Genomic DNA, 26188 nt, shown 5'->3' with positions numbered 1-26188 from the left:
TCAGTGGACAAGCCCACCCCCGCCACCCCCGAGCAGCCGGAGGCGGTGCGCCGACGACGGAACTGGCCCGTCGCCGTCGCGATCCTCGCACTGGCCGCCGCGTTGGTCAGCCTCGCCACGCTGCGCGGCGGGAGCGAGCAGGCCGCCCCGGCCGCGTCGGCGAGCGTCGACCTCGCCGCACTCGCGAAGCAGAGCCCGCTGGCCGTCCCGCTGTACCAGGGGCTCGAGCAGGAACAGGCCGGTGGCGCGGCCGCGGCCGCCGCGCCGTCGGCGAAGTCCGTCGAGGCGATGGGCTACAAGTTCAGCCCGGCGAGCCTGACCATCTCGGTCGGCGACACGGTGACGTGGACCAACCACGACACCGCGCCGCACAACATCGTCGTCACCGACGGGCCGGAGAAGTTCACGTCCCCGACGCTGCAGACCGGGCAGACCTTCAGCCACACCTTCACGAAGGCCGGGACCTACTCCTACTACTGCGCCATCCACCCGGACATGAAGGCGACGGTCACGGTCACCGGCTCGGCGCCGACCAGCGCCCCGCCGACCTCGGCCCCGACGTCCGCGCCGACCTCGGCCCCGACCCACTCGATGCCGATGCCCACCACCCCGGCGGGCGGCGGCTCGTGCGTGCCGAAGTCGGTCCTGCAGCCGATCATCGACCACATCAAGAGCGCGCACCTGGAGACCTCACCGGGTCAGCAGGTGCAGGACATCCTCAACCTCGACCAGTACATCAAGACCCACACGGTCTGGCTGGAAACCGTGCTCGCGCCGGCTTTCGACGGGTCGGCGGACAAGGTCGTCACCGACACGCTCGCGCCGATCGTCGCCCACATCAAGAGCGCGCACCTCGAGACGTCGCTGGGCCAGCAGGTGACCGACCTGCTGAACCTCGACCAGTACATCAAGACCCACACCGTGTGGCTCGAAACGGTCCTGACCCCGCTGCTGGACCAGGCGAGCTGCTGACCCGCCGCGGGTGGCCCGGTTCCCCCGCCGGGCCACCCCGCCCTTTTCCCGGAGGTCTTCCCGAAATGCCCGACACCGCCGTCCTGCCGCGGACCGGCTACACCCTGCGCCGCGACCGGTGCGTCATCGAGCTCTCCCTGCGCGTGCTGGGGATCCCGCTGCTGCGCCGCCGGCTCACCGCGACGGACGGGCACTGGACGCCCGGTGCCGCGCTCGCCGTCACCCTGCGGAGCCCCGAGGTCGTCTTCACGGCCGAAGAAGTCGCCGACGAGCCCCTGGTGATCGACGGCGGCGTCGCCGGCCGGGCGGTGCGGCTGCGCGGGGACGTCCGGCACCGCGACGAACACGGCGTCGTGATCTGGGCCGCCGGACCGGTCCTCCCGGCCCGCCGCAAACCCCGGCGCGGCCGGGTCGCGCGGTTCCTGGCCGGGCGCCGGCTGCACGCCGAGATCGCGATCGAGTTCGTCCGATGAGGCGCGCCGCCTTCGCCGTGGCCGGTCTGCTGCTGTTCTTGACCGCGCCGTTCGCCGCGCCCGCGGCCGCGGCCACGCAGGTGGTCATGATGCAGGACTACGCCTTCTCCCCCGCCACGCTGACCGTCCGGGTCGGCGACACGGTCACCTGGATGCAGCACGACGACGCCCCCCACGACGTCGTCACGACGAGCGCGCCGGTCGCGTTCCGGAGCCCGCGGCTGTCGGCCGGGCAGAGCTGGAGCTACACGTTCCGGCAGCCCGGCACGTACTCCTACTACTGCTCGGTGCACCCCGACATGCGGGCTTCGGTGACGGTCCTGCCCGCGCCCACGACAGCGCCCCCGAAACCGGCGAGCACCCCGGCGCCGGCCAAACCCGCGCCCGCGCGGACGACGACCGCGGCGGCCGCGGCGCCGTCGGCAGCCGCTCCGCCGGTCACGAGCAGCCCGGTCACGAGCGCGCCTGCCGCGGCTCCCGCCACCGAGGCGCCCGCCGTGCAGCAGGCGACGGCCGCGAGCCCGCCCACGTTGAGCCCGATGCTGCTGGTCGCCGGGCTCGTCACCGGGGTCGCCGTGCTGTGCCTGCTGCTGCTCAGCTCGCGCCGGGAGTGAATTCCTGTCCGAAACCTGTCCCGGTGAGGACTGGACCAATATTATTAGCTCCCGAGAATGGAGTCATCGCCCTTCAGCGCGGAAGGTGACCGATGAACCTCCTGACTCCCCTGCTCGCCGTCGTCATGGCGGCCAGCCCCACCCCGACGCCGGCCCCGGCACCCGCCGCCACGCTCGCGGCGATCTGCGACAAGTACTGCGACGCCCGGGATCCGGCCCTCTCCCCCGGCGATCGCGAAGGCGCTTCGGCGACCGTCAGCGGCCGCCGGCTCTCCCTGCACCTCGACGACGGCGACGACATGGGCTGGGCGGCGATCACCGGGGGTGCGGCCGGCGACCACGTCTGGCTGGACCGCTCGTTCGACGCCGGGCGCACGTGGGCGTCGGGCAGCAAGCTCGGCGACACGGCGACGCCGTCGGGCGGCACCGGCTGGCGGACGCTGATGTACAACGTCGACGACTGGACCAACCGGGGCGTCGGCCTGCTGCGGGCGTGCGGGCAGCCCGCCGGTTCGGGCACGATCGCCTGCACCGGCTGGGCCCGTACGACGTGGAACGCGTGGGACCGCCGGACCGCGGCCGCGACGGCGTTGATGGAGCGCTACAACCAGGGCACCGGCCTGTTCGACACCACCGGCTGGTGGAACTCGGCCAACGCGCTCACGGCGATCATCGACAACGCCCGGATCAGCGGCATGGGCAGCTACCGGTACGCGATCGACACGACGTACACGAAGAACCTCGCGGCCCAGGGCGGCCAGTTCCGCAACGACTACCTCGACGACACGGGCTGGTGGGGCCTGGCGTGGGTGGACGCGTACGACCTGACGGGCGACGGCAAGTACCTGAACACCGCCCGCGCCGACGCCGACCACATGTACGCCTACTGGGACGGCGTCTGCGGCGGCGGGGTCTGGTGGAGCACGAGCCGCACCTACAAGAACGCCATCCCGAACTCGCTGTACATCCAGTTGAACGCGGCCCTCCACAACCGCATCCCGGGTGACACGGTGTACCTGGCGCGAGCGCGGGCGGGCTGGAGCTGGTTCGCCGGCAGCGGGATGATCAACGGCTCGAACCTGGTGAACGACGGGCTGACCACGTCGACGTGCGCGAACAACGGCCAGGCGGTGTGGTCGTACAACCAGGGCGTGCCGTTGGCGGCGCTGACCGAGCTGTCCCGGGCCACGGGCGACGCGGGCCTGCTGACGAAGGCCCGGACGCTGGCGAACGCCTCGACGACGAACGGTTCGCTCAACCCCGGCGGCATCCTCCGCGACCCGGGCGAGAGCGCGGGTGGTGGCGGGGCGGACGGCCCGACGTTCAAGGGCGTGTACGCGAGGGACTTGGCGGTGCTGAACGCGGCGCTGTCGGACCACCCGTACACGGGGTACCTGCAGCGCCAGGCGAACTCGGCGTACGCGAACGACCGGAACAGCGCGGAAGCGTACGGCCTGCTGTGGGCCGGGCCGTTCGACCAGGCCGACGCGGCCCGCCAGCAGAGCGCGCTCGACCTGATGAACGCGGCCCCCTGACCGGGTCGTGAGTGTTCAGGGCGGCTTGGGTTCTAGGGGTCGTCGCAACACCTGATCTAGGAGGTGTTGCCGATGACCGAAAACGGTCGCCGTCGGTGGTTGTCCCGGGAGGTCCGGGTGGCGTTCTGGGACCGGCTGCGGGCGGGTCTGCCCGTGGAACAGGCCGCGATAACCGCGGGCGTGTCGCGGGCCAGCGGGAGACGGTTGTTCGACCACGCTGGCGGTGTGATCAGCAACGCGCCGTCGGCCGGCTCGGGCCGCTATCTCTCGTTGTCCGAGCGGGAAGAGATCATGGTCCTGCACGCCCATGGGCTGGCGAACGCGGAGATCGCGCGGCGGCTGGGCCGGCACCGCTGCACGATCGGGCGGGAACTGGCCCGCAACAGCACCACCACCGGATATCGGGCCAGCAGCGCCCAGCACACCGCCGAGCACCGCGCGAGACGACCGAAACCGGCGAAACTGGCCGCTGACCCGGTCCTGCACGAGCGGGTCCAGCGGGACCTGTGGGCGCGGTGGTCGCCGGAGCAGATCGCTGCCAGGCCGAGACGGGACTTCCCCGAGCTGCCGAGGATGCACGTGACCCACGAAACGATCTACCAGGCCCTTTACGTCCAAGGCCGCGGTGCGCTGCGGCGTGAGCTGGCCGCCTGTCTGCGCACCGGACGGGCGATCCGCAAGCCCCAGCGGATGCCGGACGGGCGCCGGGCCCGCCACGGCAAGATCGTCGGGATGGTGCCGATTTCCCAGCGCCCGGCCGAGGCTGCCGACCGGGCGGTGCCCGGGCACTGGGAGGGTGATCTGATCGTGGGCAAGGACGGTCGTTCGGTGATCGGGACCTTGGTGGAGCGCACGACCCGGTTCTGTCTGCTGTTGCATCTGTCGGAAGGCAAGGACGCCGCGGCGGTCGCCGAGGCGATGATCACGGTCATCCGGGGGTTGCCGGAGCAGTTGCGCCGGTCGCTGGCCTGGGATCAGGGCATCGAGATGGCCCAGCACGCGAAGATCACGATGGCTACCGAGATGGCGATCTACTTCTGTGATCCGCATTCGCCTTGGCAGCGCGGTTCGAATGAGAACACCAACGGTCTGCTGCGGCAGTACTTCCCGAAAGGCACCGACCTGTCGGTGCACACGGCGGCGGATCTGGCGAACGTGCCCGCGGAGCTCAACGGTCGTCCGCGCAAGACGCTCGGCTGGGACACCCCAGCCGAGCGCCTCGCGGTGTTACTGTCCGGACAGGAGCCCGTTGCGACGACCGCTTGAATCCACCCCGCCCTGAACACTCACGACCACGGCTCAGAGGGTCTTCTCCAGGCGGCCGGCCAGCAGCTTGATGAACCGCGACGGGTCGGCCAGCTCGCCGCCCTCGGCCAGCAGCGCCATGCCGTAGAGCAGTTCGGCGGTCTCGGCCAGCCCCTCGTCGTCCGGCCGCGCCGCGTGGGCTTCGCGCAGGCCGGTGACCAGGCCGTGCTCGGGGTTCAGCTCCAGGATCCGCTTGATCGGCGGCAGCTCCTGCCCCATCGCGCGGTACATCTTCTCCAGCGTCGGGGTCAGGTCGTGGGTGTCCCCGACGATGCACGCCGGCGACGTCGTCAGCCGCGACGACAGGCGGACCTCCTTGACGTTTTCGCCCAGCGCCGTGCCCATCCACGTCAGCAGGCTCTCGAAGTCCTTCTTCTGCTGCTCGCGCGCGACTTCGGTGGCCTTCTTGTCCTCGTCCGACTCCAGGTCGACCTGGCCCTTGGCGATGGACTGGAACTGCTTGCCGTCGAAGGCCGGGACCGCGTCGACCCACATCTCGTCGATCGGGTCGGTCAGGACCAGCACCTCGTAGCCCTTGGCCCGGAACGCCTCCATGTGCGGGGAGTTCTCGATGGCCGCACGCGACTCGCCGGTCATGAAGTAGATGTGCTCCTGGCCGTCCTTCATCCGCGAGACGTAGTCGCGCAGCGAAGTCGGCTTCTCCGCGTCGTGCGTCGAGGCGAACGACGAGATCTCGAGGATGGCGTCGCGGTTCTCGAAGTCGTCGAGCAGGCCCTCCTTGACCGCCCGGCCGAACTCGCGCCAGAACGTCGCGTACTTCTCCGCGTCGGCGGTCATCATCGTCTTGACCGTCGAGAGGACCTTCTTCACCAGGCGACGGCGGATCAGCTGGATCTGCCGGTCCTGCTGGAGGATCTCGCGCGACACGTTGAGCGAGAGGTCCTGCGCGTCGACGACGCCCTTGACGAACCGCAGGTACTCGGGGACGAGCGACTCGCAGTCGTCCATGATGAAAACGCGCTTCACGTAGAGCTGGACGCCGCGCTTGCGCTCGCGCAGGAACAGGTCCATCGGCGCGTGCGACGGCAGGAACAGCAGCGCCTGGTACTCGAACGTGCCCTCGGCCTGCAGCCGGATCGTCTCCAGCGGGTCCTGCCAGTCGTGGCTGACGTGCTTGTAGAACTCGTGGTACTCGTCTTCGGTGACCTCGGTCGACGAGCGCGCCCACAGCGCCTTCATCGAGTTGACGGTCTCGACCTCCGCGTCGTCGCCCTCGCCCTTCATCCGGATGGGCCAGGTGATGAAGTCGGAGTACTTCTTGACGATCTCCCGGATCTTCGCCGGGGAGGTGTAGTCGTAGAGGTGGTCCTCGGCGTCCTCGGGCTTGAGGTGCAGGGTCACCGCCGTGCCCTGCGGCGCGTCCTCGACCGGCTCGATCGTGTAGGTGCCCTCGCCGGTCGACTCCCAGCGCACGCCCTCGCCGGTGCCGGCCTTGCGCGTCACGAGCGTGACCTTGTCCGCGACCATGAAGCTTGCGTAGAACCCGACGCCGAACTGGCCGATGAGGTCCTGCGACGCCGCGGCGTCCTTGGCCTCCTTCAGCTTGGCCAGGAAGTCGGCGGTGCCGGACTTGGCGATGGTGCCGATGAGCGCGACCACCTCGTCACGCGTCATGCCGATGCCGTTGTCGCGCACGGTCAGGGTCCGCGCCGCCGGGTCCGCCTCGAGCGCGATGTGCAGGTCGGAGGTGTCCGCGCCGAGGTCCTTGTCGCGGTAGGACTCCAGCCGCAGCTTGTCGAGCGCGTCGGAGGCGTTGGACACGAGCTCGCGCAGGAAGGTGTCCTTGTTCGAGTAGATCGAATGGATCATCAGCTGCAGGAGCTGACGCGCTTCCGACTGGAACTCCAGCGTCTCGATCGGGGTGGTCACTTCCGTTCCTTTCCGGGTGCGGGCGGCCTTCGTTGGGTCGATCCTACCGAGTGCGTCCGACAGTCCCCGCCGCGCACTTTATGAACGCAATGCAGACGCCCCCGGCCGCCGGGGTGATGCTGGCCACGCCCCGCTGCCGATCAAGGAGGATCGAGTGCCCGGACGCCTTCCCCGGTGGGCCGCCGCGTTCGCCGCGACCGCTGCCCTGACCACCGCCTTCGCCGCTCCCGCCGCCGCGGCGGGCGTCGTGGACCACCCCGTCCGCACCACCGGCTGCGGGCGCGCGGCGCCCGTCCCGGCCGGCGTCACGACCACCCGGCACGTCGTCTCCGGCGGGGTCGACCGCACCTACACCGTCCACCTGCCGGCGCACTACGACCCGCACCGGGCGTACCCGCTGGTGCTGTCGTTCCACGGGCACAAGCGCACGTCGCAGTACCAGGAGGAGCTGTCGGGCTTCTCGGCGCTCGACGCGATCTCGGTGTACCCGCAGGGCCTGATCGGCACCGACGGCGAATCGGCGTGGACCGGCGCGCCCTACTCGGCCGCCGCGGACGACGTCCTGTTCACCAGCGACCTGCTGACCTCGCTGCAGCGCGCGCTCTGCGTCGACGAGAAGCGGATCTTCGCGGCCGGGAAGTCCAACGGCGGCGGGTTCGTCGGCGTGCTGGCCTGCCGGCTGCCCGGCCGGATCGCGGCGTTCGCCCCGGTGTCCGGCGCGTTCTACCCGCAGGGCGGCGCGTGCGACCCGAGCCGTCCGGCGCCGATCCTCGACTTCCACGGGACGGCCGACACGACGATCCCCTACACCGGCAACCCGGCCAAGGGCCTGCCGGCGATCCCGGACTGGCTGGCGGCGTGGTCCACAAGGGACGGTTGCTTCGCCGGGCCCGTGTCGTGGTCGCCGGTCGACGGCGTCGTGGTCCAGAAGTGGCTGGGCTGCGCGCTGGAGCACTACCGCGTCGAGGGCGCCGGGCACGTCTGGCCGAGCACGAAGCCGAACAACGACTCGGCCACCCCGACGGTCATCGACGCCACGCCGGTCATCTGGCGCTTCTTCCGCGCGCATCCGCTGCGCTGAAACACGATTGACGCACCTCTTTCCCCTCGGCGACGATTTCCGCCGAGAGGAAAGAGGTGCGTTGTGAAGGTGCTCGTCCTGAACGCCGGTTACGAGCCGCTGCAAACGGTTTCGGTGCCGCACGCCATCCGGATGCTGGTGCGGCACGTCGCGGAGATCCACGAGGCCGAGGACGGTCTCGCGTACGGGCTGTTCCCGCGCCCGAAGATCGTGCGGTTGCTGCGGTACGTAGTGATGAAGTGGCGATATACGCAGCCGCCGCGCTGGTCCCGCCGCGGGGTGCTGACCCGTGACGGCCACCGCTGCGCGTACTGCGGCGGCCGCGCGACGACGATCGACCACGTGACCCCGCTGAGCCGCGGCGGCGCGCGGACGTCGTGGCTCAACACGGTGGCGGCGTGCGGCGGGACGTCCCGCAGCTGCAACGCCCGCAAGGCGGACAAGCTGCCGGCCGAGGCGGGGATGAAGCTGCGGTTCGCCCCGTACGTCCCGACGTGGGACCAGCTGCACGCACTCGCCGCTTGAGGCGCCCGTCGGCGAGGCGGGCCGCCCGTCGTTAAGCTCGAACCGATCGTCCCCCGCATCCGTGTGTTCCGGGGAAGGCCGGGAGGTCGTCGTGACCGACGAAGGACAGCTGATCGCCGGGCGGTACCGCCTTGCCGACCGGGTCGGCCAGGGCGCGATGGGCGTCGTCTGGCGGGCGCGTGACGAGCGGCTCGACCGCGTCGTCGCCGTCAAGCAGCTGGGCTACGACCCCGCCATCGGGGAGGCCGCCGGCGAGCAGGCCGCCCAGCGCGCGCTGCGCGAAGCCCGGCTGACCGCGCGGCTGCGGCACCCGCACGCCGTCACCGTGCACGACGTCGTCGAGGAAGCCGGCGAGCCGTACCTGGTCATGGAGTACCTGCCCTCGCGCAGCCTCGCCGACGTCCTGCTCGACCGCGAGCGCCTGCCCGCCGACGAGGTCGCGCGCATCGGCGTGCAGGTCTCCTCCGCGCTGGCCGCCGCGCACGCCGAAGGCATCGTGCACCGGGATGTCACGCCCGCCAACGTCCTGCTCGCCGACGGCGGTCTCGCCAAGATCGCCGACTTCGGCATCTCCCGCGCCACCGGCGAAGGCACCGTGACCGGCGGCGGCTTCATCGCGGGCACCCCCGCCTACCTGTCCCCCGAAGTCGCCGGCGGCGGGGAAGCGGGCTTCCCGGCCGACGTCTTCTCCCTCGGCGCGACGCTCTACCGCGCCCTCGAAGGCCAACCCCCGTTCGGCAACGACGACAACCCGATCGCCCTTCTGCTGCGGGTCGCCCGCGAGGAGCCGATCCCGCCGCGGCACCGCGGGCCCCTCGCCGAGGTGCTCGGCCGGCTCCTGCAGCGTGACCCCACGCAGCGTCCGTCGATGGCCGAGGTCCAGGAGCTGTTCGAAGCCGTCACCGACGGCCGTCCGTTGCCGCCACCGCGCCCGCGGCCCCGCACCGAAACGCGGCTGCTGCGCGTCCACCGCCCCCGCCGCCGGGTCGTGCTGGCGGGCGCCGCCGGAGCCGTCCTGCTCGCCGCCGGCGTGCTGATCGGGATCACGCTCGTCCCGGGCGCCACCCCGGTCGCCGCACCGGCGCCCTCGGCGACCCCGCCGCCGCCGACCACCACCAGCAGCAGCGCTCCGCCGGACCTGGGCTGCGCCGCCAATTACCAGGTGACGAACACCTGGCCGGGCGGCTACCAGGTCGAGGTGACGGTCCGCAACGACCGCACGGACGACCTCTCCGGCTGGAGCGTCCGCTGGTCCCTGCCGGGCGGCCACCACATCACCGGCCTGTGGAACGGCACCTTCACCGTCGAGGGCGACACCGTCACGGTCGACAACGCGGCCTGGAACGCGAAGCTCGACGCCGGCGGCTCGACGACGTTCGGCTTCATCGCCCTGACCGGCACCGGAAACGCCCTGAGCCGGCCGGAACTGACCTGCCGGACCGTCTAGGACCGGCAGAGCAGCGCGTCCGGCGTCCGGCTCGACCCGATCCGGCCGGTGTAGGCGACGCCGGCGACGTACTCCCCCGGCGCGCACTGGCCCTTGTAGTTGCCGGTCGCGAAGTCGCCGCCGGGATCGCCGGCCGGCCGGTTGTCGCCGCGGTCGAACCACACCGTCCGGCCCGTGCGGCCCAGCGGCGTCGCGGACCGCCCGCACAGCACGGCGGAGAAGGCCGCGCCCTGCACGCTGTACCCGACGACCGCGTGGTCGGGCGGGCACTGCGTCTTGGTGTAGCCGGACGCCCAGTCGGTGTCGACGTAGGTCTCGTCGCGCACGACCACGTACCCGGCCGGCGCGGCGAGCGTCCCGGTGCACAGGCCGCGGTTGCCGGTGTGGGCCAGGCCCGCGAGCCGCTGACCGTCGGGGCAGACGCCCTTGCGGGCGCCGGGGTTCCAGTCCGGCAGCGCGCGAACCTGGCGCGACTCCGGGAAGTCGGCGTGGTCGAGGTTCAGCATCGACCACCGCTCGGCGGCCGGGATCTGCCCGGTCCGCGACGGCGCGGAGATCAGCCGCCGCCACGCCGGGCCGCGCCAGTCCGTGCCGTCGAGGACGTCGATGCGCCGGCCCGCGGAGTCGTATTCGAGCAGGGCCCAGCCGTCGCCGGAGCCGTTGGCCTGGAAGCCGACCGCGGGCCAGTAGGCGAAGTCGGTGTCGGTCTCGGCCAGGTAGTTCACGAAGTTCTCGAAGAACGCGCGCGACGCCGGGTCGGTCGTGTTGCGGCCTTCGCCGAACTCGCTGATCCACAGCGGCGCGGTGTAGTGCTTGCCGGTGTCGGCCGAGACGAAGAACGCCTGCCGGTACAGGGTGTCCCGCAGTTCCTGGGGCGAGAGGTCGCGGTAGCGCGGGTCGTGGGTCTCGCCGATGCCGGTGGCGCCGGAGTGGTTCGGCCCGGTGTAGCCGTAGAAGTGCGCCGAATAGACGAGCTTGCCCGAGTCCACGAGCGTGTGCGACAGCGTCCGGGCGGGTTCCAGCGTCGGCCTGCCGTGCGGGAAGCCGTCGATCGGCAGGCCGGTCCAGTTGATGCCCTCGACGAAGATCAGCAGGTCCCGGTTCGCCTCGGTCAGGATGCGGTCGGCCACCTGCTGGCTCGCGCGTTGCCAGTCGGTGCCGTTGCCCCAGCCCCAGTTCGGGTCGTCGAAGGTGTTGCGGCGGACCTCGTTGTACAGGTCGGCGCCGACGACGCGCTTGTTCGCGGCGTAGCGGCGCGCCATGAACAGCCAGTCGTCCTGCCACTGCTGCTCGGACTGCGCGGTGTTCCAGCGCTCGTTGCCGTCGAGCCCGCAGCACCAGCGCGAGGTCGTGGTGTGGTTGTTGAGGATGACGGCGAACCCGCGCGCGGTCAGCCGGTCGACGACGCGGTCGTAGACCTGCAGCGGGGTCAGGCCGTGCAGGTCCGGGTTGGCGGCCAGGTCCGGGACGGGCCGGGTGTCGTGGAGCATCGCGTTGGAGAACTGCAGGCGGACGCCGGTGAGGCCGAGCTGCGCGAGGCCGTCGATGACGGTGTCGATCGACGCGCGGTCCAGCCCGAGCGGCGTCTGGTAGGCGATCTCGCCGGCGTGGTGGTTCGCCGGGTCGTCGACGTCGCCGGAGCCGGTCCACGTGCCGCTCGCGCCGTGCCAGTTGGCGGCCTTCAGCTTGAAGCGGTCGCCGTGCGCGTCGACGATGTACCGGCCACGGGTGCTGAGCGGGCCGGTCCACGACGGCGGGTCGGCCGCGGCCACGGTCACGGGAACCGCCAGGCCGGCGGTGGCGAGCAGGACGGTGAGCAGCGCACCCAGGATCCTCACGCGGGGAAGTCAACCAACTCGCGGCCCGCCGGATAAGGGCCATAAGGAGGTCGTGAGTGGTTGGGGCGGTTCCAACCACCCCAACCACTCACGAGCGGCTAGCCGTGGATGCGGTCGAAGGGCAGGCGGAGGACCTGGCCCGCCGGCACCGGGGCGTTCGCGACGCGGATCGCGTCGAGTTCCGACGTCGGCAACGCCCGGCGGTAGAAGCGGACCTCGTCGAAGCCGCCGTTCCAGCGGAACTGGTTGTCCAGCCGCTGCCCGAGCTGCAGCTGGAACGACACCGTCTGGCTCACCGACCCCGCGGCCGCGGCCCCCGAAGCGACCTGGACGCCGTCGACCCACAGCAGCAGTTTCCCGCCGGTCCGCTCGAGCGCCACGTGGTGCCAGGCCTGGTCGTCGTACGCCTGCGCGGACGTGATCGACGCGCTGCCGGCCGCCGTCGTCATCATCGCGATCAGCCGGTGGTTGGCCGGCTCACCGCGCAACCACAGCTGCGGCGCGGTGGTGCCCATCCCGCCCAGCCAGAACAGCACCTGGTTGCCCTTCGTGGCGCCGTACCGGAACCAGCCCGTCCAGGTGAGGTCGCCGTCGCCCGGGGGCTGCGCCGGGTCGTAGGGCACGCGGACGTAGTCGTCGACGCCGTCGAGCGTCACCGCGCCGCCGAACCGGCCCGCCGCGACGGAAGCACCGCCGAGCACCCGGGCGTCCGCGTGCCCGGAAACGTCCGGTGTGGACGGTCCCGCGGAATTCCGCCGGCCCAAATAGGATTCGTCGAAGCGCGCGAACCGGATCTCGTCCCGCGCGTCGACCGCGCCGCCTTCGTACATCAGCCCGATTTCCGAGCCGCCGATCCGGACGAGGTCCGAGTACCCGGACCAATCGGAAGTGATCCGCGTGCCCTGCTCGGCGTTCTCCCACGTCCGCCCGTTGTCGTACGACGAGCGGATCATCATCCAGCGCCGCCGGTCGGTGTCCGACGGCGACGAGAACAGCAGCCGGTTGCCGACGCGCAGGACCGAGCCCTGCACCATCGGGGTCACCAGGTCGGGGATGGCGGTGAAGGACCTGGTGAACGTCTCACCGCCGTCACGGCTGACGGCGTAGTCGCGGTTGCCGATGTCGGTACCGCCCTGCTCGCGGCCGCCGGCGTAGATCGAGCCGTCGGGCAGCTCGACGACGGTGACTTCGGACGGCTTCTGCGTATATGTTCCGCCGACCGGGTGCGGGTAGCTGTCCACCGCGCCGACGTGCCAGCTGCGCCCGCCGTCGTCGCTGTAGACCAGCCCGGCGTGGTTCTCGATCGAGTGCGTGCCGTCGCTGGTCTCCGCGTTGACGCCGAACACCAGACGTCCGGCATGGCGGCCGCGGGTCAGCTGGATGCCGTGCACCGGACCGGACGCGTACCAGGAGTCCCAGTTGGGCAGCTTCGCCTGCGCGCTGATGTCGACGGGGGCCGACCAGGTCAGCCCGTCGTCGTCGCTGTACTGCGAGTGCGGCGTGCGCGGGCAGGGGACGTCGCAGGCCTTGTCGTCGGTGCGGCCCTTGTTGTACGTCGTGATCAAGACGATCCGGCCGGTGCGGCTGTCCACGATCGGCACCGGGTTGCCGTGCGTGTCCTCGCCGCCGCGGTTGACCACCTGCAGCGGCGACCACGTCTTCCCGCCGTCGGTGGAGCGCTTGAGCACGAGGTCGATGTCGCCGGTGTCGCCGCAGTTGTCGATGCGGCCTTCGGCGAAGGCCAGGAGGGTGCCGTGGGTGGACTCGACGATCGCCGGGATCCGGAAACAGCTGTACCCGGGATCCTGCGCGGCCTTGAACAGGACTTGCTGGTCGAACTGCGGCGCGGCCTGCGCCGGGCTCGCCGCGAGCAGCGAGCCGGCCAGGGCCACCAAAGCGGCCCATCTCCCCGGTGTTCTCATTCTCATCCCTTCAGGACGGCGACACCTCGCGGCGCGAGCCGCACCTCGCGCACCGGCCGCGACGGGTCGGCGAGCAGGTCCGGCATGACGCGCGGCAGGTCGACGGTGACCGCCTCGGTGCCGTGGTTGAGCAGGATCAGGTAAGCGCTTTCCCCGCCGTGCCGGACGACGGCCTGAACGCCGGGCGGAGTCTCCACCACCGGTGTCACACCGGCTTCCGAACACACGCGGCCGAGCACCGGAGCCAACTCGGGCCGGGTGCCGAGGTACCAGGCGACACCGTCCCCGAAGGCGTGCCGCGTGATCGCCGGGCGCCCGGCCAGCTCCCCCGAAGCGAACGACGCGACGACCTCGGCGCCCTCCGGTTCGATCCAGTCGGCCCAGACCGACCCGGAATCCGTTGTCCCGTCGGCGAAACTCAGGTCGACGGGCTCGTTCAGGGGCCAGAACTCGGCGACCCGCAGGCCGAGGATGTCCCGCAGCGGCGCGGGATGGCCGCCGAGGTACGCGCGGTCGCAGCCGTCGACGATGCCGGAGAAGTACGACACCACGAGGTGCCCGCCGCCGGCGACGTACGCGCGCAGGTTGTCCGCGGCCGACGGCTCCAGCAGGTACAGGTTCGGGACGACGACCAGCTTGTACCGTGTGAGGTCCCGCGACGGGTGGACGACGTCGCAGGTGACGTTGGCGTCGAACAGCGGCGCGTAGTGCGCCAGCTGCGTCTCCAGGTACTCCAGCCGGGCGGGGTGCGAGTCGAGTTCGAGGCCCCACCAGCTCGGCCAGTCGTGCAGCAGGGCGACGTCGGCACGCACGCGCGTCCCGGCCAGCTCCGGCACGCGAGCCAGTTCCTGCCCCAAAGCGGCGGTCTCGCGGAACGTCCGCGTGTCGCGGCCGCCGTGCGGCACCATCGCCGAGTGGAACTTCTCGGCGCCGCCGCTGGTCTGGCGCCACTGGAAGAACAGGACGGCGTCAGCGCCCTGTGCGATGGCCTGCCAGCTGCCGAGCCGCATCGCCCCCGGCGGCTTGGGACTGTTGCGGGGCCGCCAGTTCACCGCGCTCGGCGCCTGTTCGAGCAGCAGCCACGGCTGGTCCTTGGTGGACCGCACCAGGTCGTAGGCGAACGCGGCCTCGACGTGGGCCCGCGGGTCGGCGGGGTCGGGGTAGGAGTCGAGGCTGACGACGTCCTCGTGCGGCGTCCACGTGTGCCAGTCGAGGGCCTTCTGGACCAGGCCGACGAAGTTGGTCGTGATCGGGACGTCAGCGGTGAGCCGGCGCAGCACGCGCTGCTCGGTCAGGAAACACCCGAGCGCGGCGTCGGAGGAGAACCGGTGGAAGTCCAGCTGCTGCGCGGGGTTCGGGAACGTCGGCGCCACCCGGGGCGGCAGGATCTCGGCCCAGTCGTCGTAGCGCTGGGCCCAGAAGGTCGTCGTCCACGCCGCGTTGAGCGCGTCGATCGTGCCGTACCGCTGCTCGAGCCAGACCCGGAAGTCCGAGGCGGACTCGTCGCAGTAGCAGGCGCGGACGTGGCAGCCGTACTCGTTGCCGACGTGCCACATCGCCAGCGCCGGGTGGCCGGCGTACCGGGTCGCCAGCTCCGTGACCAGCCGGGCGGCGTGCGCGAGGTAGACCGGGCTGGACGGGCAGAACTGCTGCCGGGCCCCCGGGGAGAGCCGGACGCCGTCGGCGCGCACCGGCAGGATTTCGGGGTGCGCGTGCGTCAGCCACGGCGGCGGTGACGCGGTCATCGTCGCGAGGCACACCTTGACGCCCGCGCCGGCCAGGCCGTCCAGGACGTCGTCGAACCAGCCGAAGTCGTACTCCCCCGGCCGTGGTTCGACGCCGGCCCACGAGTAGATCCCCGCGGTCACCATCGTGACACCGGCTTCGGCCATCAGCTTCAGGTCTTCCCGGCGGACCTCTTCGGCCCAGTGCTCGGGGTTGTAGTCGGCGCCGTAGTGGATCATCTACAGCAGCCCGGCTTCGGCGAGCTTTTCCTTGATCCGCAGCAGTTCCTCGTCGTCCAGCGGGAGCTGCGGCGGCGCCATGACCGCGTTGTCGATGAACCCGCGCATCTTCATCGCGGCCTTGAAGGCGCCGAGCCCGGCCGAGCCGCGGCCCATCCGGCTCGGCGGCGCCACGGCCGTGATCGAGAACAGCTTCAGCAGCCGCTCCTGCTCGCGGCGGGCCGCGGCGAGGTTGCCGGACTTGAAGTGGTCGTGGACGAGCACGTACCCGACGGGGTCGACGTTGCCGAGGCCCGGCACCGCGCCGTCGGCGCCCATCGCCAGCGCCGCGTCCACGACCAGCTCGGAGCCGGTGAACACCGCGAAGGAGTCGAGGCCGCGGTCGCGCTTGCCGAGCAGCAGGGCGCGGAAGGACGCCTCGTCGCCGCTGGAGTCCTTGAGGCCGGCGAGGACACCGTCGGCGGCCAGGTCGAGCACCATCGGCCCGTCGAGCTTCGTGTGCACCGCCACCGGGATGTCGTAGGCGACGATCGGCAGCGCGGTGCGTTCCCGCAGCAGGCGGAAGTGCCGGTCGATCTCGGCGACGTGCGTGCGCGTGTAGTACGGCGCGGTGACGACGACGGCGTCGGCCCCGGCGGCTTCGGCGGCCTTGATGTGCTCGGCGACCCGCAGGGTCGTCATGTCGATACAGCCGGCGAGCACCGGGACGCGGCCGGCGACCTGGTCGACCGTCGTTTCGACGACGACGCGGCGCTGGGCGTCGGGCAGGAAGGCGACCTCGCTGGAGGAGCCGAGGACGAAGACGCCGTGCACGCCGGCGTCGAGCTGGAACTCGACGTGGCGCCGCAGCGAGTCGGTGTCCACGCTGAAGTCGTCGTGGAACGGCGTGCACAGCGGCGGGACGATTCCGGCGAACTTCGGCATCAGGCGCTCACTCCGGTCGGGATCTCTGGGTGGATGCAGCGGTAGGTGTGGCCGCCCTCGGCCGCGGCGAGCGGCGGCAGCTCGGCCGCGCACTCGTCGGTGGCCTTGGGGCAGCGGGTGCGGAACGGACAGCCGCTCGGCGGGTTCGTCGCCGAGGGCACCGGGCCGGTCAGGACGATCGGCTCGACGGGGTGCAACAGGCTCGGCGTCGCGGAGAACAGCGCCCGCGTGTACGGGTGGCGGGCCTGCGCCCCCACCGGCGCTTCCTCGACGATCCGGCCCAGGTACATCGTGACGATCCGGTCGCTCATCTTCGCCACCGTCTGGATGTCGTGGGAGACGAACACCATCGCCAGCTCCAGCTGTTCGCGCAGGTCGAGCAGCAGGTTGAGGATCTGGGCGCGGACGGAGACGTCGAGGGCGGACGTCGGTTCGTCGGCGACCAGCAACGCGGGCCGCAGTGCCAACGCGCGGGCGATGGCGACCCGCTGGCGCTGCCCGCCGGACAGCTGACCGGGCACGGCGTCGGCGACGCTCGCCGGCAGCCCGACCAGGGACATCAGCTCCCGGACGCGGTCGTCGCGCTCGGCAGGCGTCCCGACGCGGTGCACGTCGAGGGGGTCGCGGATGATCTTGGCGACGGCCAGGCGCCGGTTCAGCGCGGTCGACGGGTCCTGGAAGACCATGCCGACCTCGCGTCCCGAGACGTCCGGTTCCCCGCGGAAGCGCACGGCTCCCGCGGTCGGCCGCTGCAGCCCGACGATCACCTTGGCCAGGGTCGACTTGCCGCAGCCGGACTCGCCGACGACGCCGATCGTCTCGCCGGGGTTCACCACGAGGTGCGCGTCGGTCAGGGCGTACACGTGCTGGTGGCCGAACAGGCCGCGGCCGCGGATCTTGTGGACGACGTGGACGCCGTCGACCTCCAGGAGGTTCACGCCGTCGCCTCCTTCTCGCGCGCGATGTCGACCGCCGGGAAGTGGCAGGCGACGAGGTGGTCCACCGGCTCCCCGAAGCGGACCGGCGTTTCTTCGTGGCACTTGGCGCGGGCCGCCGGGCAGCGGTCGGCGAAGCGGCAGCCGGCCGGGAATTCGGCGGGCGCCGGGACGACGCCCTTGATCTGCGTGAGGCGAGCCTCGTCCTCCTCCAGCGACAGCACTGCGCTGAGCAGGCCGCGCGTGTAGTGGTGCCGCGGCGAGCCGACCACCTCGGCGGTCGCGCCCAGCTCCGCGACCTGCCCGCCGTACATGACGACGACCCGGTCGGCGATCTCGGACACCAGCGCGAGGTCGTGCGAGACGAGGACGAGCGCGAACCCGAGTTCCTCCTGCAGCCGCAGCAGCAGCGCCATGATCTGCGCCTGCACGGTCACGTCGAGCGCGGTGGTGGGCTCGTCGGCGACGATCAGCTTCGGGTCCCGCGAGAGCGCCATCGCGATCAGCACGCGCTGGCGCTGGCCGCCGGACAGCTCGTGCGGGTACGCGCGCAGCGTGCGGTCCGGGTCCAGGTTGACCAGTTCCAGGAGCTCGGCCGGGGTGCGCGTGCCGCCTCGGCGGGTGAACTGCTTGAGCTGGGCGCGGATCGTCATCGCCGGGTTGAGCGAACTGAGCGCGTCCTGGTAGATCATCGCGATGTCGTGGCCGAGGTGCCGCCGTCGTTCGCCCGGGCGCAGGGCCAGCAGATCGCGCTGGGCGAACCGGATCTGACCCGACACCCGCGCGGCCGCGGGCTGGAGGCCGAGGATCGACAACGCCGTGAGCGTCTTGCCGCAGCCGGACTCGCCGATGAGCCCCAGGACCTCCCCGGCGCGGACGCTGAACGACACGCCGTCGACGACGTCGACGCCTTCGTGGCGGCCGGGGAACGCGATCCGGAGCCGGTCGACCTCCAGGACCGGCTCGCGGTGGTCGAGGGATCTCGCGGTGCGGGCGAGCCGCTCCCCCGCCTCCCGCAGCCCGGCGATCGGCAGGACGGGCGCGGTGTCGGTGTCGTCGCGGGCTTCGACGGCCTTCGCGACTTCCGCCGCCTTGACCGCGCGGGACGACGGCGCCGCCCAGGCGTCGGAGATCCGCTCGGACAGGATGTTCAGCGCCAGCACGGTGATCAGGATCAGCAGGCCGGGGAACAGCGTGGCCCACCAGCCGCCGGTCAGCACCAGGTCCTTGCCGTCGGCGAGCACCGAGCCCCACGACGGGTCCGGCGGCTGGATGCCCGCGCCGATGAACGACAGCGACGCCTCGAAGACGATCGCGTCGGCCACCGTGACCGTGCAGTAGACGAGCACCGGCGCGGCGCAGTTGATCGCGACGTGCCGGGTCAGCACGAAGAACCGCTTCGCCCCGATGACGCGCTCGGCCGCGACGTAGTCTTCGCCGTACTGGGCCAGGACGTTCGCCCGGATCACCCGGGCCACCGGCGGCGTGTTGAGGAACCCGATGGCCAGGATCAGCACGAGGATGCCGTGGCCGAACACCGCGACCAGCACCGCGGCCAGCGCGATGCCGGGGAACGCCATGACGACGTCCAGGACGCGCATGATCACCGCGTCCACCCGGCGGTGCGACGTCGCGGCGAACGCCCCGATCACCGCGCCCGACACGAGCGCGAGCGCCACCGCCCCCAGGCCGATGGCGAGCGACCAGCGCGTGCCGGCGACGAGCCGGGAGAAGATGTCGCGGCCGGAGGTGTCCGTGCCGAACCAGTGGGCCCCGCTGGGCCCGCCGGTGTCGGTGCTGAGCGCGTCCGGGTTGTGCGTCGCCACGAGCGTGCCGAGCACGGCGACCAGGAGCAGCACGCCGAGGATCGCGAGCGCGGGCCAGCCCCCGCGCAGCCGCTTCACGCGTGGCTCCGCAGGCGCGGGTTCGCGATCAGGTAGAGGACGTCGACGATCAGGTTGACCAGGACGAACCCGATCGCGATCGTGATGACGAAGCCCTGCACCTTCGCGGTGTCGCCGTCGGTGACGGCCTGGATCATGTTCTGCCCCATCCCGGGCAGCGCGAACATCGTCTCGATGACGACCGCGCCGCCCAGCAGGTAGCCGACCCGCAGGCCGAGCACGGTGAGCGGGGTGACGAGCGCGTTGCGCAGCACGTTGCGCCCGACCACGACCACCGGTGGCAGGCCGCCGCCGCGCGCGGTGCGGACGTAGTCCTTGTCCAGCTCCTCGACCATCGACGTCCGGATCACCCGGGTCAGCTGGGCGGCCACCGGCAACGCGAGCGAGACCGCGGGCAGCGTCAGCGAGTTGAGCCAGCCGCCGAAGGAGTCGGCCGGGCTGACGTACCCGCTGGTCGGGAACAGGCCCTGCCCGACCGCGAGCCACTGGACCAGCAGCAGCGCCACCCAGAACGCCGGCGCGGCGACGCCGCCCAGGGTGACCACGCGGATCACCTTGTCCGGCCAGCGGTCGCGGAACAGCGCCGACGTCACGCCGAGCACCAGCGCCGTCACCAGGGCGATGAGCAGGCCGAGCAGGGTCAGCTGGACGGTCAGCGGCAACGCGGTCGCGATGGTCTCGGCGACCGGCTGCTTGGTGATCACGCTGGTACCGAAGTCGCCCTGGACCAGGTGCCAGACGAAGTGGACGTACTGCAGCGGCAGCGGGTCCAGCAGCCCGTTCTCGAGCCGGAACTGCTGGAGCTGCTCGGCGGTGGCGTTCGCGCCGTCGAACGCGGCCAGCGCCGGGTCGGTCGGCGCGAACCGCATCACGATGAACACGAAGAGGATCACGCCGAGCAGCAGCGGGATCAGGGCGAGGATGCGGCTGAGCAGCATCCGGGCGACGACGGCCACGGGTTTCTCCTCCTAGACCGGCTTGGCCTGGTTCAGGTAGATGCCCGGGTAGCCCTGGGCGTGCACGCCGGTGATCGCCCTCGGGTCCCAGGCCGTGCCGAGCTGGGTGAACACCACCGGGTAGATGACGGCCTGCTCGGAGATCCGGTCGAGCAGCTGCTTGGTGAGCGCGGTCCGCTTGGCTTCGTCGGCCTCGGCCGCGGCCTGGTCGCGCAGGGCGAGCAGCGACTGCGCTTCGGCGCCGGTGAACCGGGCGTACTTGCTCGTGAGGATGGACTTCGCGTCGTAGTAGTACCGGATCATCAGGTCGGGGTCGTTGCCGAACTGCAGGGGGTTGTTCGTCGTCGCGACGACCTGGAAGTCGGCGCCCGCGTCGAGCTTCGAGAACAGCGCCTTGGTGTCCTGGGAGTCCAAAGTGGTCCGGACGCCGATCGCGTCCCAGCCCTCCTTGATCACCTTGACGCAGTCGGCGACCAGCGAGGTGTTCGAAGTGGACAGCGTGACCTCGAGGTTGCTCACGCCGGCCTGCTGCAGCAGCTGCTTGGCCTTCTCGGGGTTGTACCCGAAGTCCTGCGACGCGGGCTGCGACGACGGCAGCTTCGGGTTGATGAACGACGTCCCCGGCGAGCCGGCGCCCTTCAGCCCGATGTCGATCATCTTCTGCTTGTCGATGGCGTAGTGCAGCGCCTGGCGCACGAGGTTCTTGTCGAACGGCGCGTGCGCGGTGTTGAAGAGCAGGAAGAGGTTGTTGCCGCCGTCGGCGAACTCGACCGTGCGGCCGGCCTTGCGGAGCTGGTCGGCGTTGGCGGCCGGGATGTTCTCGGCGATCTGCGCGTCCGGCTTGGCACCGGAGATCGCGGCGACCCGCGGGGCGGCGTCCACGATGGACTTCCACAGCATCTTGTCGTAGGCGGCCGGGCGCGGGCCGTTGTAGCCGTCGAACTTCTCGAAGCTGGTGTGCGACAGCGGCGCCTGCTCGACGACCCGGTACGGGCCGGAGCCGACGACCTTGCCGCCCTTGGCGTCGTCCCACTTGCCGTCGTAGACGTGCTTCGGCACGATCTTGCAGCACTGGATCCGCTGCAGCGCGTACGGGAACGGGAACTTGAGGACGAACTCGACCGCGCGGTCGCCGGTCTTGCGGACCTCCTGGAGCCAGTGCGAGAAGAAGCTGTGGATCAGCACGTTCTCCTTCTCGTCGAGCGCGCGGGCGTAGGTGAAGACGACGTCGTCGGCGGTGACGGGCTGCCCGTCGTGCCACTTGGCGCCGTCGCGCAGCTCGAACTTCAGGCTGGTGCCGCTCGTGTCGGCGGGCAGCGCCTTGGCCAGGCCGGGGAAGGGGGCGCGGGTGATCGGGTCACCCTCCACGAGGGACTCGTAGCAGTGCAGGATCGCGGCCATCGAGAACGCGGACGCCGTCTGCAGCGGGTCCCACGTCTGGTTGTTGCCGTAGCCGATCACGGCGGTCAGCGAGCCCGCCGAGCTGCCGGTCTTGTTGGTGGACGCGGGCCCGCCGCACGCGGCGAGGACGGTGGGGAACGCCAAGGCCGCCCCGGCGAAGGTGGTGTAGCGCAGCAACTGGCGGCGGCTGAGCGACGGGCTCTGGGACATCGGTGTCTCCGGCTGGCCTCGAACGGTAGGACATGGGACGTCCTATGACCGGCGTGAGCCTAGGATGGCTTCGCGTGGCGGTCAACCCTTCTGGACGTATGACGTAGGATGTCCCCTCATGACGCACCCGGGGAGGACAGCAGTGGCCCGTCCGCAGCGCAGCGAAGAGATCACCAAGCGCATCATCGACCTGATCGTCGAGCGGGAGCTCCCGCCGGGGGCGCCCATGCCGACCGAGCTCAGCCTGATGGAGGACATCGGCGTCAGCCGCAACTCCATCCGGGAGGCGATCAAGGCCCTGCAGGCCCTCGGCATCGTCGAGATCCGCCACGGCTACGGCACGTTCGTCGGCTCGGCCGGTTCGGAGTCGCTGCAGACGTGGCTGCTGTTCCGCACCCGCGCCCGCGGCGCCACCGACGTCGGACGGCTGCGCGACCTCCTGGAGGTGCGGGAGATGCTCGAGACCGAGCTGACCCGCCGCGTTGCCACCGACCACCGGCCCGACCTGGTCGAACAGCTGCAGGCCTGCGTCGCGCGGATGAAGCGCAAGGGCCCCGACGCCGCGGAGGCCGACCGCGAGTTCCACGACCTCATCTGCGCCGAGGCCGGGTTCGACCTCGCCCGCGAGCTCACCGGGCTGTTCTGGGACGTCTACCGGATCGCCGAAAGCGAGCTGGGCGGCCCCGCGTCGTCCCCGACGGCCACGGCGAAGCGGCACCAGGCGATCGTCGACGCGCTCCTGCTGCGCGACGCGGACGCCGCCGCCGAGGCCGTGCACCGGCACTTCGACGAGGTCCGCAAGCGCGCGAAAGCGGGTCCGTACGGGGGTTTCGGCGTCGCGCGCCCGGTTCCCGCCGCGCACTCGGAGACTGTGCGTCGTTGAGCCGTTCGAGGTAATTCCGGGAAGATCGCGGCCCGGGCTCAACGCCCGGAACGGCCGGCCCGTCCGTAGTGGTGATCAACCACCACACGGAGGTGCCAGTGCGAAGAACTTTGTCCGTCCTGGGGGTCGTGCTCGCCGGGCTCGGAGGACTCACTCCCCCGCCCGCCGGCGCCGCGGTGCCCTCGACGTCCGCCACCTTGATCACCGGCGAGCACGTCGGCGTCCGGACCACGGCCGACGGCCGGTCCCTGTTCGACGTCCGGCCGGTCGTGGAAAAGGGAATGGCGCGAGCGCTGGTGCACCTGCGGCTCGGCGACCGCGACTACGAGGTCCCCGGCACCGCGCTCCCCTACCTCGGGCGCGGACTCGACCTGAGCCTGTTCGACGTCGGCGCGCTGCTGGCCGGCGCGCCGCTGCCCGCCGACCCGGCGACGTTCGGACCCGCGCTGGCCAAGCAGTTCAAAGAGGACAACGCGCGCGGGCACTTCGGCGGGCAAGGGCTCTTCGCCGGTGGCGCCCGCTTCGCGCTTCCCGGGGCGCGCCCGGCCGCCCGGCCGCGGTCGGTGATGCGGACGGTGTCGGTCGACGCCACCGACATCGCCGGCGAGCCGGCCGACACCGGCGTCGCGTTCCTCTACAACACCGACGACGGGAACCTGCTCGACCCGGACGAGAGCGTCAACTACTTCTCGGGCGGCACGGCGAAGTTCAGCGCACCCGAGGGGAACTACAGCGCGCTCGGCCTCTTCTGGACGGCCGACGCCGACGGCAACCCGACGGAGGTGCGGTTCAGCGCGCAGCCCGAGTTCGCGGTCAAGGCGGACAAGACCGTCCGCGTCGACGCGTCCCGCGCTTCGAGCAAGCTGACGTGGGTGACGCCGCGGCCGGCGCTGCTCGACGACACCGGGTTCCTGTTCCGCCGGGCGGCCAAGACCGGCCCGGCGCTGCTCGTGGACTTCGACGCCGGGCCCGGCGTGCCGATCGCGGTGTCGCCGACGGCCGTCCCGGTGCGGACGGGCGCGCTGCAGACGTACCCGTACAGCAGGCTGGTGTCCCCGCCCGGGCCGGGCACGCCGTACGAATACGTGCTGCAGAAGGCGAGCACCGGCACGATTCCGCGACAGCGGTACGTGATCACGGCGAAAGACGTCGCCGCGGTCGACTCGACGTACTTCAGCGAGTACTCGTCACTGGGCTTGCGGCAGCGCAGCGGGATGTTCTCCTTCGAGGACGTCGGCGGCCGCGTCTCGCACCCGATCCAGCTGCCGCGCAGGCAGGTCGAGTACGTCTCGGCGGCGCCGGACCTGCGCTGGTTCGGCGGGTTCTCGAAGTACGTGCTGCCCGGGCCGTTCCCCGGCTGGGCCGGCGGCCAGTACGAACCGTTCCACGCCTACCAGGGCGGTTCGGCGGTCACCGAGGAGTGGAACAAGTTCCCGCTGCACCCGGCGGGCGAGGTCGCGCTGCTGCCGCCGGCCGACGGCAGCGCGCCGGTGGCGCCCGCCGCGACGAGGGCCGGGGACCTGCTGCGGCTGTCGATCACGCCGTTCAGCGACAACCAGCCGGGGCACACCGGGCTGGGCTTCTACGGCGAGGCCCGCGACACCATCACCGGGCACTACACGCTGACCCAGGACGGCGCCACGATCGCCGAGGGCAGCCCGCCGTCCGGGAGCACCGAACTCACATTGGAGCAGCCGGTGGCGGCCGGGCCGTCGACACTGGGGCTGACGCTCGACGCCGGGCGCACCGGTCCGATGTACCGCCAGAGCACCGCGACCCACACCGAATGGACGTGGCCGTCCCAGCACGTCGAGGGCGCGGAGCTGCCGGCGGCGCTGGTCTGCCTGCGCCTGCGGGGCGGCGTCGACCGGTCGTGCGCGGTCGAGCCGATGCTGACCCTCGGGTACGCCGTCGGCGGGCTGCGGCCGGACGGCTCCACGGTGTCCGGTCCGCAGAGCCTCGACCTCACGGTCGGGCACCTGCAGCAGAGCACGGCTTCGCCGGTCACGGCAGCGACCGTGCAGTATTCGGCCGACGGCACGACCTGGCACGACGCGGCGGTCACCACCCGCGGCGGCGGGGTCTTCCACGCGGACTTCACCGCGGTCACCGACGCCTTCCACGGCACGGACGTCTCGCTGCGGGTGACGGCTTCCGACGCGGCCGGGGCGACCGTGGCCGAGACGATCACCGCCGCCTACCACGTCTACGCGTCCTGACGGGAGTGTCCACTGTGCACAGATCACTGATCGGCGTGCTGAGCGCCGTCCTGGTCGTCGCGTTCGCGCCGGCCGCGACCGCCGCTCCGGCACCGCGCGCGGCGTGTCCCGAGCGGCCCGGGATGGCGCGTTGCCTCACCAGCTACCCACCGGTGCGCGCCTTGGCGGACGGTCCGGCCGGCTGGGGTGCCGACGACCTCGCGTCGGCCTACGGGCTGCCGGCTTCGCCGGGCCCGGAAACGGTCGTCGGCATCTCGATCGCCTACGACGCACCGAACCTGGAAGCCGACCTCGCGGCCTACCGGGCCCAGTACGGCCTGCCGCCGTGCACGACGGCGAACGGCTGCTTCCGCAAGGTGAACCAGCAGGGGCTTTCCGCACCGCTGCCCGAGGCGTCCTTCGGCTGGGCGCTGGAGTCCACTTTGGACGTCTCGATGGTGTCGGCGGCCTGCCCGTCGTGCCGGCTGCTGGTCGTCGAAGGGAACTCGCCGGGCTTCGCCGACTTAGCGGAGACGGAGGACACGGCGGTCCGCCTGGGCGCGACGGTGGTGTCGAACAGCTACGGCGCCCGCGAAGGCGGTGCGCCGCTGGCGTTCGCGAGTCACTACCAGCACCCGGGCGTGGCGGTGGTGGCGTCCTCGGGTGACGCGGGCTTCACGGCGGCGAGCTACCCGGCGGTCCTGGCGACGACGATCGCGGTCGGCGGGACGTCGCTGGCCCGGGACCCGTCCTCGGCCCGCGGCTGGGCGGAATCGGCCTGGCAGTACGGCGGAAGCGGGTGCTCGGCATACATCGCGAAGCCGTCGTGGCAGCAGGACACCCACTGCGGCAAGCGCACGGTGGCGGACGTCGCCGCGGCGGCGGACGGGATAGCGATCCACTACGCGGACGCGGGCGGCTGGCTCCCGGTGAACGGCACGAGCGCGTCGGCGCCGTTCGTCGCGGGACTCATCGCCCGCTCCGGCCACGCGACCGCGCCGGCGGACCTGTACGCGAAGGCGGCCCGGTTCACCGACGTCACGACGGGCGACAACGACCCGGCGGGCGGCGGCAAGAAGTGCGGCGGCGACTACCTCTGCGTCGCGGGCCCGGGCTATGACGCCCCGACCGGCGTCGGCGTCCCGAACGGCCTGACGGGCTTCTGACCGGCGGTCGTGAGTGGGAAACAGGGTTAGAACACTGTTTCCCAC

The 26188-nt window shown here is 71.6% G+C and carries 20 protein-coding genes; 11 read left to right on the top strand and 9 right to left on the bottom strand.

Annotated features, from left to right (window positions below):
- Nucleotides 1-3 precede the first annotated feature (3 nt).
- From AB0J40_RS27430 to AB0J40_RS27410, 5 genes are all read left to right on the top strand, one after another.
- Nucleotides 4-972 carry a cupredoxin family copper-binding protein gene (locus tag AB0J40_RS27430; protein ID WP_364457858.1) on the top strand — a complete coding sequence of 323 codons (969 nt, stop codon included), beginning with the start codon at nt 4-6 and terminating at the stop codon, nt 970-972.
- A gap of 65 nt (nt 973-1037) precedes the next feature.
- Nucleotides 1038-1445 carry a hypothetical protein gene (locus AB0J40_RS27425; protein WP_364457856.1) on the top strand — a complete coding sequence of 136 codons (408 nt, stop codon included), beginning with the start codon at nt 1038-1040 and terminating at the stop codon, nt 1443-1445.
- On the top strand, nt 1442-2059 hold the full coding sequence (locus AB0J40_RS27420) for a cupredoxin family copper-binding protein (RefSeq protein ID WP_364457854.1): 618 nt from the start codon (nt 1442-1444) through the stop codon (nt 2057-2059). The genes AB0J40_RS27425 and AB0J40_RS27420 overlap by 4 nt, the downstream gene beginning before the upstream one ends.
- A 92-nt stretch (nt 2060-2151) precedes the next feature.
- Nucleotides 2152-3594, top strand: a complete 1443-nt coding sequence (locus tag AB0J40_RS27415) for a glycoside hydrolase family 76 protein (RefSeq protein ID WP_364457852.1) — start codon at nt 2152-2154, stop codon at nt 3592-3594.
- Between the two features lie 72 nt (nt 3595-3666).
- Nucleotides 3667-4860, top strand: coding sequence for an IS30 family transposase (locus AB0J40_RS27410; protein WP_364457850.1), 1194 nt, complete (start codon nt 3667-3669; stop codon nt 4858-4860).
- Nucleotides 4861-4893: 33 nt separating this feature from the next.
- Here AB0J40_RS27410 and htpG read toward each other — a convergent pair whose 3' ends face one another.
- Nucleotides 4894-6789 carry a molecular chaperone HtpG gene (gene htpG, locus AB0J40_RS27405; RefSeq protein ID WP_364457848.1) on the bottom strand — a complete coding sequence of 632 codons (1896 nt, stop codon included), beginning with the start codon at nt 6787-6789 and terminating at the stop codon, nt 4894-4896.
- Nucleotides 6790-6943: 154 nt separating this feature from the next.
- Between htpG and AB0J40_RS27400 the strand changes: the two genes are divergently transcribed.
- The 3 genes from AB0J40_RS27400 to AB0J40_RS27390 all read left to right on the top strand — a co-directional run bounded on the left by AB0J40_RS27400 (nt 6944) and on the right by AB0J40_RS27390 (nt 9842).
- Nucleotides 6944-7870 (top strand): ferulic acid esterase, encoded by a 927-nt coding sequence (locus AB0J40_RS27400; protein ID WP_364457846.1) that lies wholly within the window; start codon nt 6944-6946, stop codon nt 7868-7870.
- A gap of 63 nt (nt 7871-7933) precedes the next feature.
- Nucleotides 7934-8395: an HNH endonuclease gene (locus AB0J40_RS27395; protein ID WP_364457844.1), complete on the top strand. Its 462-nt coding sequence runs from the start codon at nt 7934-7936 to the stop codon at nt 8393-8395.
- Nucleotides 8396-8486: 91 nt separating this feature from the next.
- Nucleotides 8487-9842: a protein kinase gene (locus tag AB0J40_RS27390; RefSeq protein WP_364457842.1), complete on the top strand. Its 1356-nt coding sequence runs from the start codon at nt 8487-8489 to the stop codon at nt 9840-9842.
- Here the strand turns inward: AB0J40_RS27390 and AB0J40_RS27385 are convergent.
- From AB0J40_RS27385 to AB0J40_RS27350, 8 genes are all read right to left on the bottom strand, one after another.
- Entirely contained in the window at nt 9839-11671 is a 1833-nt protein-coding gene (locus AB0J40_RS27385; protein ID WP_364458503.1) for a cellulase family glycosylhydrolase, read from the bottom strand. The two genes, AB0J40_RS27390 and AB0J40_RS27385, sit on opposite strands and share 4 nt — an antisense overlap.
- A gap of 107 nt (nt 11672-11778) precedes the next feature.
- The gene (locus AB0J40_RS27380) at nt 11779-13602 is read right to left on the bottom strand and encodes a sialidase family protein (RefSeq protein ID WP_364457840.1); all 1824 of its coding nucleotides are present in this window, start codon (nt 13600-13602) and stop codon (nt 11779-11781) included.
- 2 nt (nt 13603-13604) lie between these two features.
- Nucleotides 13605-15566 carry a beta-galactosidase gene (locus tag AB0J40_RS27375; RefSeq protein WP_364457838.1) on the bottom strand — a complete coding sequence of 654 codons (1962 nt, stop codon included), beginning with the start codon at nt 15564-15566 and terminating at the stop codon, nt 13605-13607.
- On the bottom strand, nt 15567-16490 hold the full coding sequence (locus AB0J40_RS27370) for a dihydrodipicolinate synthase family protein (RefSeq protein ID WP_364457836.1): 924 nt from the start codon (nt 16488-16490) through the stop codon (nt 15567-15569).
- Nucleotides 16490-17428: an ABC transporter ATP-binding protein gene (locus AB0J40_RS27365; RefSeq protein WP_364457834.1), complete on the bottom strand. Its 939-nt coding sequence runs from the start codon at nt 17426-17428 to the stop codon at nt 16490-16492. The genes AB0J40_RS27370 and AB0J40_RS27365 overlap by 1 nt, the downstream gene beginning before the upstream one ends.
- Nucleotides 17425-19329 (bottom strand): dipeptide/oligopeptide/nickel ABC transporter permease/ATP-binding protein, encoded by a 1905-nt coding sequence (locus AB0J40_RS27360; RefSeq protein ID WP_364457833.1) that lies wholly within the window; start codon nt 19327-19329, stop codon nt 17425-17427. Before AB0J40_RS27360 ends, AB0J40_RS27365 begins: the two co-directional genes overlap by 4 nt.
- Nucleotides 19326-20285 (bottom strand): ABC transporter permease, encoded by a 960-nt coding sequence (locus tag AB0J40_RS27355; RefSeq protein ID WP_364457831.1) that lies wholly within the window; start codon nt 20283-20285, stop codon nt 19326-19328. The genes AB0J40_RS27360 and AB0J40_RS27355 overlap by 4 nt, the downstream gene beginning before the upstream one ends.
- A 12-nt stretch (nt 20286-20297) precedes the next feature.
- Nucleotides 20298-21896 (bottom strand): ABC transporter substrate-binding protein, encoded by a 1599-nt coding sequence (locus AB0J40_RS27350; RefSeq protein WP_364457829.1) that lies wholly within the window; start codon nt 21894-21896, stop codon nt 20298-20300.
- Nucleotides 21897-22038: 142 nt separating this feature from the next.
- Here AB0J40_RS27350 and AB0J40_RS27345 point away from each other — a divergent pair, with 142 nt between their 5' ends.
- The 3 genes from AB0J40_RS27345 to AB0J40_RS27335 all read left to right on the top strand — a co-directional run bounded on the left by AB0J40_RS27345 (nt 22039) and on the right by AB0J40_RS27335 (nt 26143).
- Nucleotides 22039-22779, top strand: coding sequence for a FadR/GntR family transcriptional regulator (locus AB0J40_RS27345; protein ID WP_364457827.1), 741 nt, complete (start codon nt 22039-22041; stop codon nt 22777-22779).
- 98 nt (nt 22780-22877) lie between these two features.
- Nucleotides 22878-24998, top strand: a complete 2121-nt coding sequence (locus AB0J40_RS27340; protein ID WP_364457825.1) for a hypothetical protein — start codon at nt 22878-22880, stop codon at nt 24996-24998.
- 14 nt (nt 24999-25012) lie between these two features.
- Nucleotides 25013-26143: a S8 family serine peptidase gene (locus tag AB0J40_RS27335; protein WP_364457823.1), complete on the top strand. Its 1131-nt coding sequence runs from the start codon at nt 25013-25015 to the stop codon at nt 26141-26143.
- Nucleotides 26144-26188 lie beyond the last annotated feature (45 nt).

Source organism: Amycolatopsis sp. NPDC049691, assembly GCF_040675005.1.
GTDB lineage: Bacteria > Actinomycetota > Actinomycetes > Mycobacteriales > Pseudonocardiaceae > Amycolatopsis.
Note: the sequence above shows the minus strand (reverse complement) of the source record. Positions and strands in the feature narration are given on the sequence as shown.

Excerpts from the sequence above, each read along its gene's own strand:
- AB0J40_RS27425 (WP_364457856.1), top strand. The coding sequence starts at position 1,038 with ATGCCCGACACCGCCGTCCTGCCGCGGACCGGCTACACCCTGCGCCGC.
- AB0J40_RS27420 (WP_364457854.1), top strand. The coding sequence starts at position 1,442 with ATGAGGCGCGCCGCCTTCGCCGTGGCCGGTCTGCTGCTGTTCTTGACC.
- AB0J40_RS27415 (WP_364457852.1), top strand. The coding sequence starts at position 2,152 with ATGAACCTCCTGACTCCCCTGCTCGCCGTCGTCATGGCGGCCAGCCCC.
- AB0J40_RS27410 (WP_364457850.1), top strand. The coding sequence starts at position 3,667 with ATGACCGAAAACGGTCGCCGTCGGTGGTTGTCCCGGGAGGTCCGGGTG.
- AB0J40_RS27380 (WP_364457840.1), bottom strand. The coding sequence starts at position 13,602 with ATGAGAACACCGGGGAGATGGGCCGCTTTGGTGGCCCTGGCCGGCTCG.
- AB0J40_RS27375 (WP_364457838.1), bottom strand. The coding sequence starts at position 15,566 with ATGATCCACTACGGCGCCGACTACAACCCCGAGCACTGGGCCGAAGAG.
- AB0J40_RS27370 (WP_364457836.1), bottom strand. The coding sequence starts at position 16,490 with ATGCCGAAGTTCGCCGGAATCGTCCCGCCGCTGTGCACGCCGTTCCAC.
- AB0J40_RS27350 (WP_364457829.1), bottom strand. The coding sequence starts at position 21,896 with ATGTCCCAGAGCCCGTCGCTCAGCCGCCGCCAGTTGCTGCGCTACACC.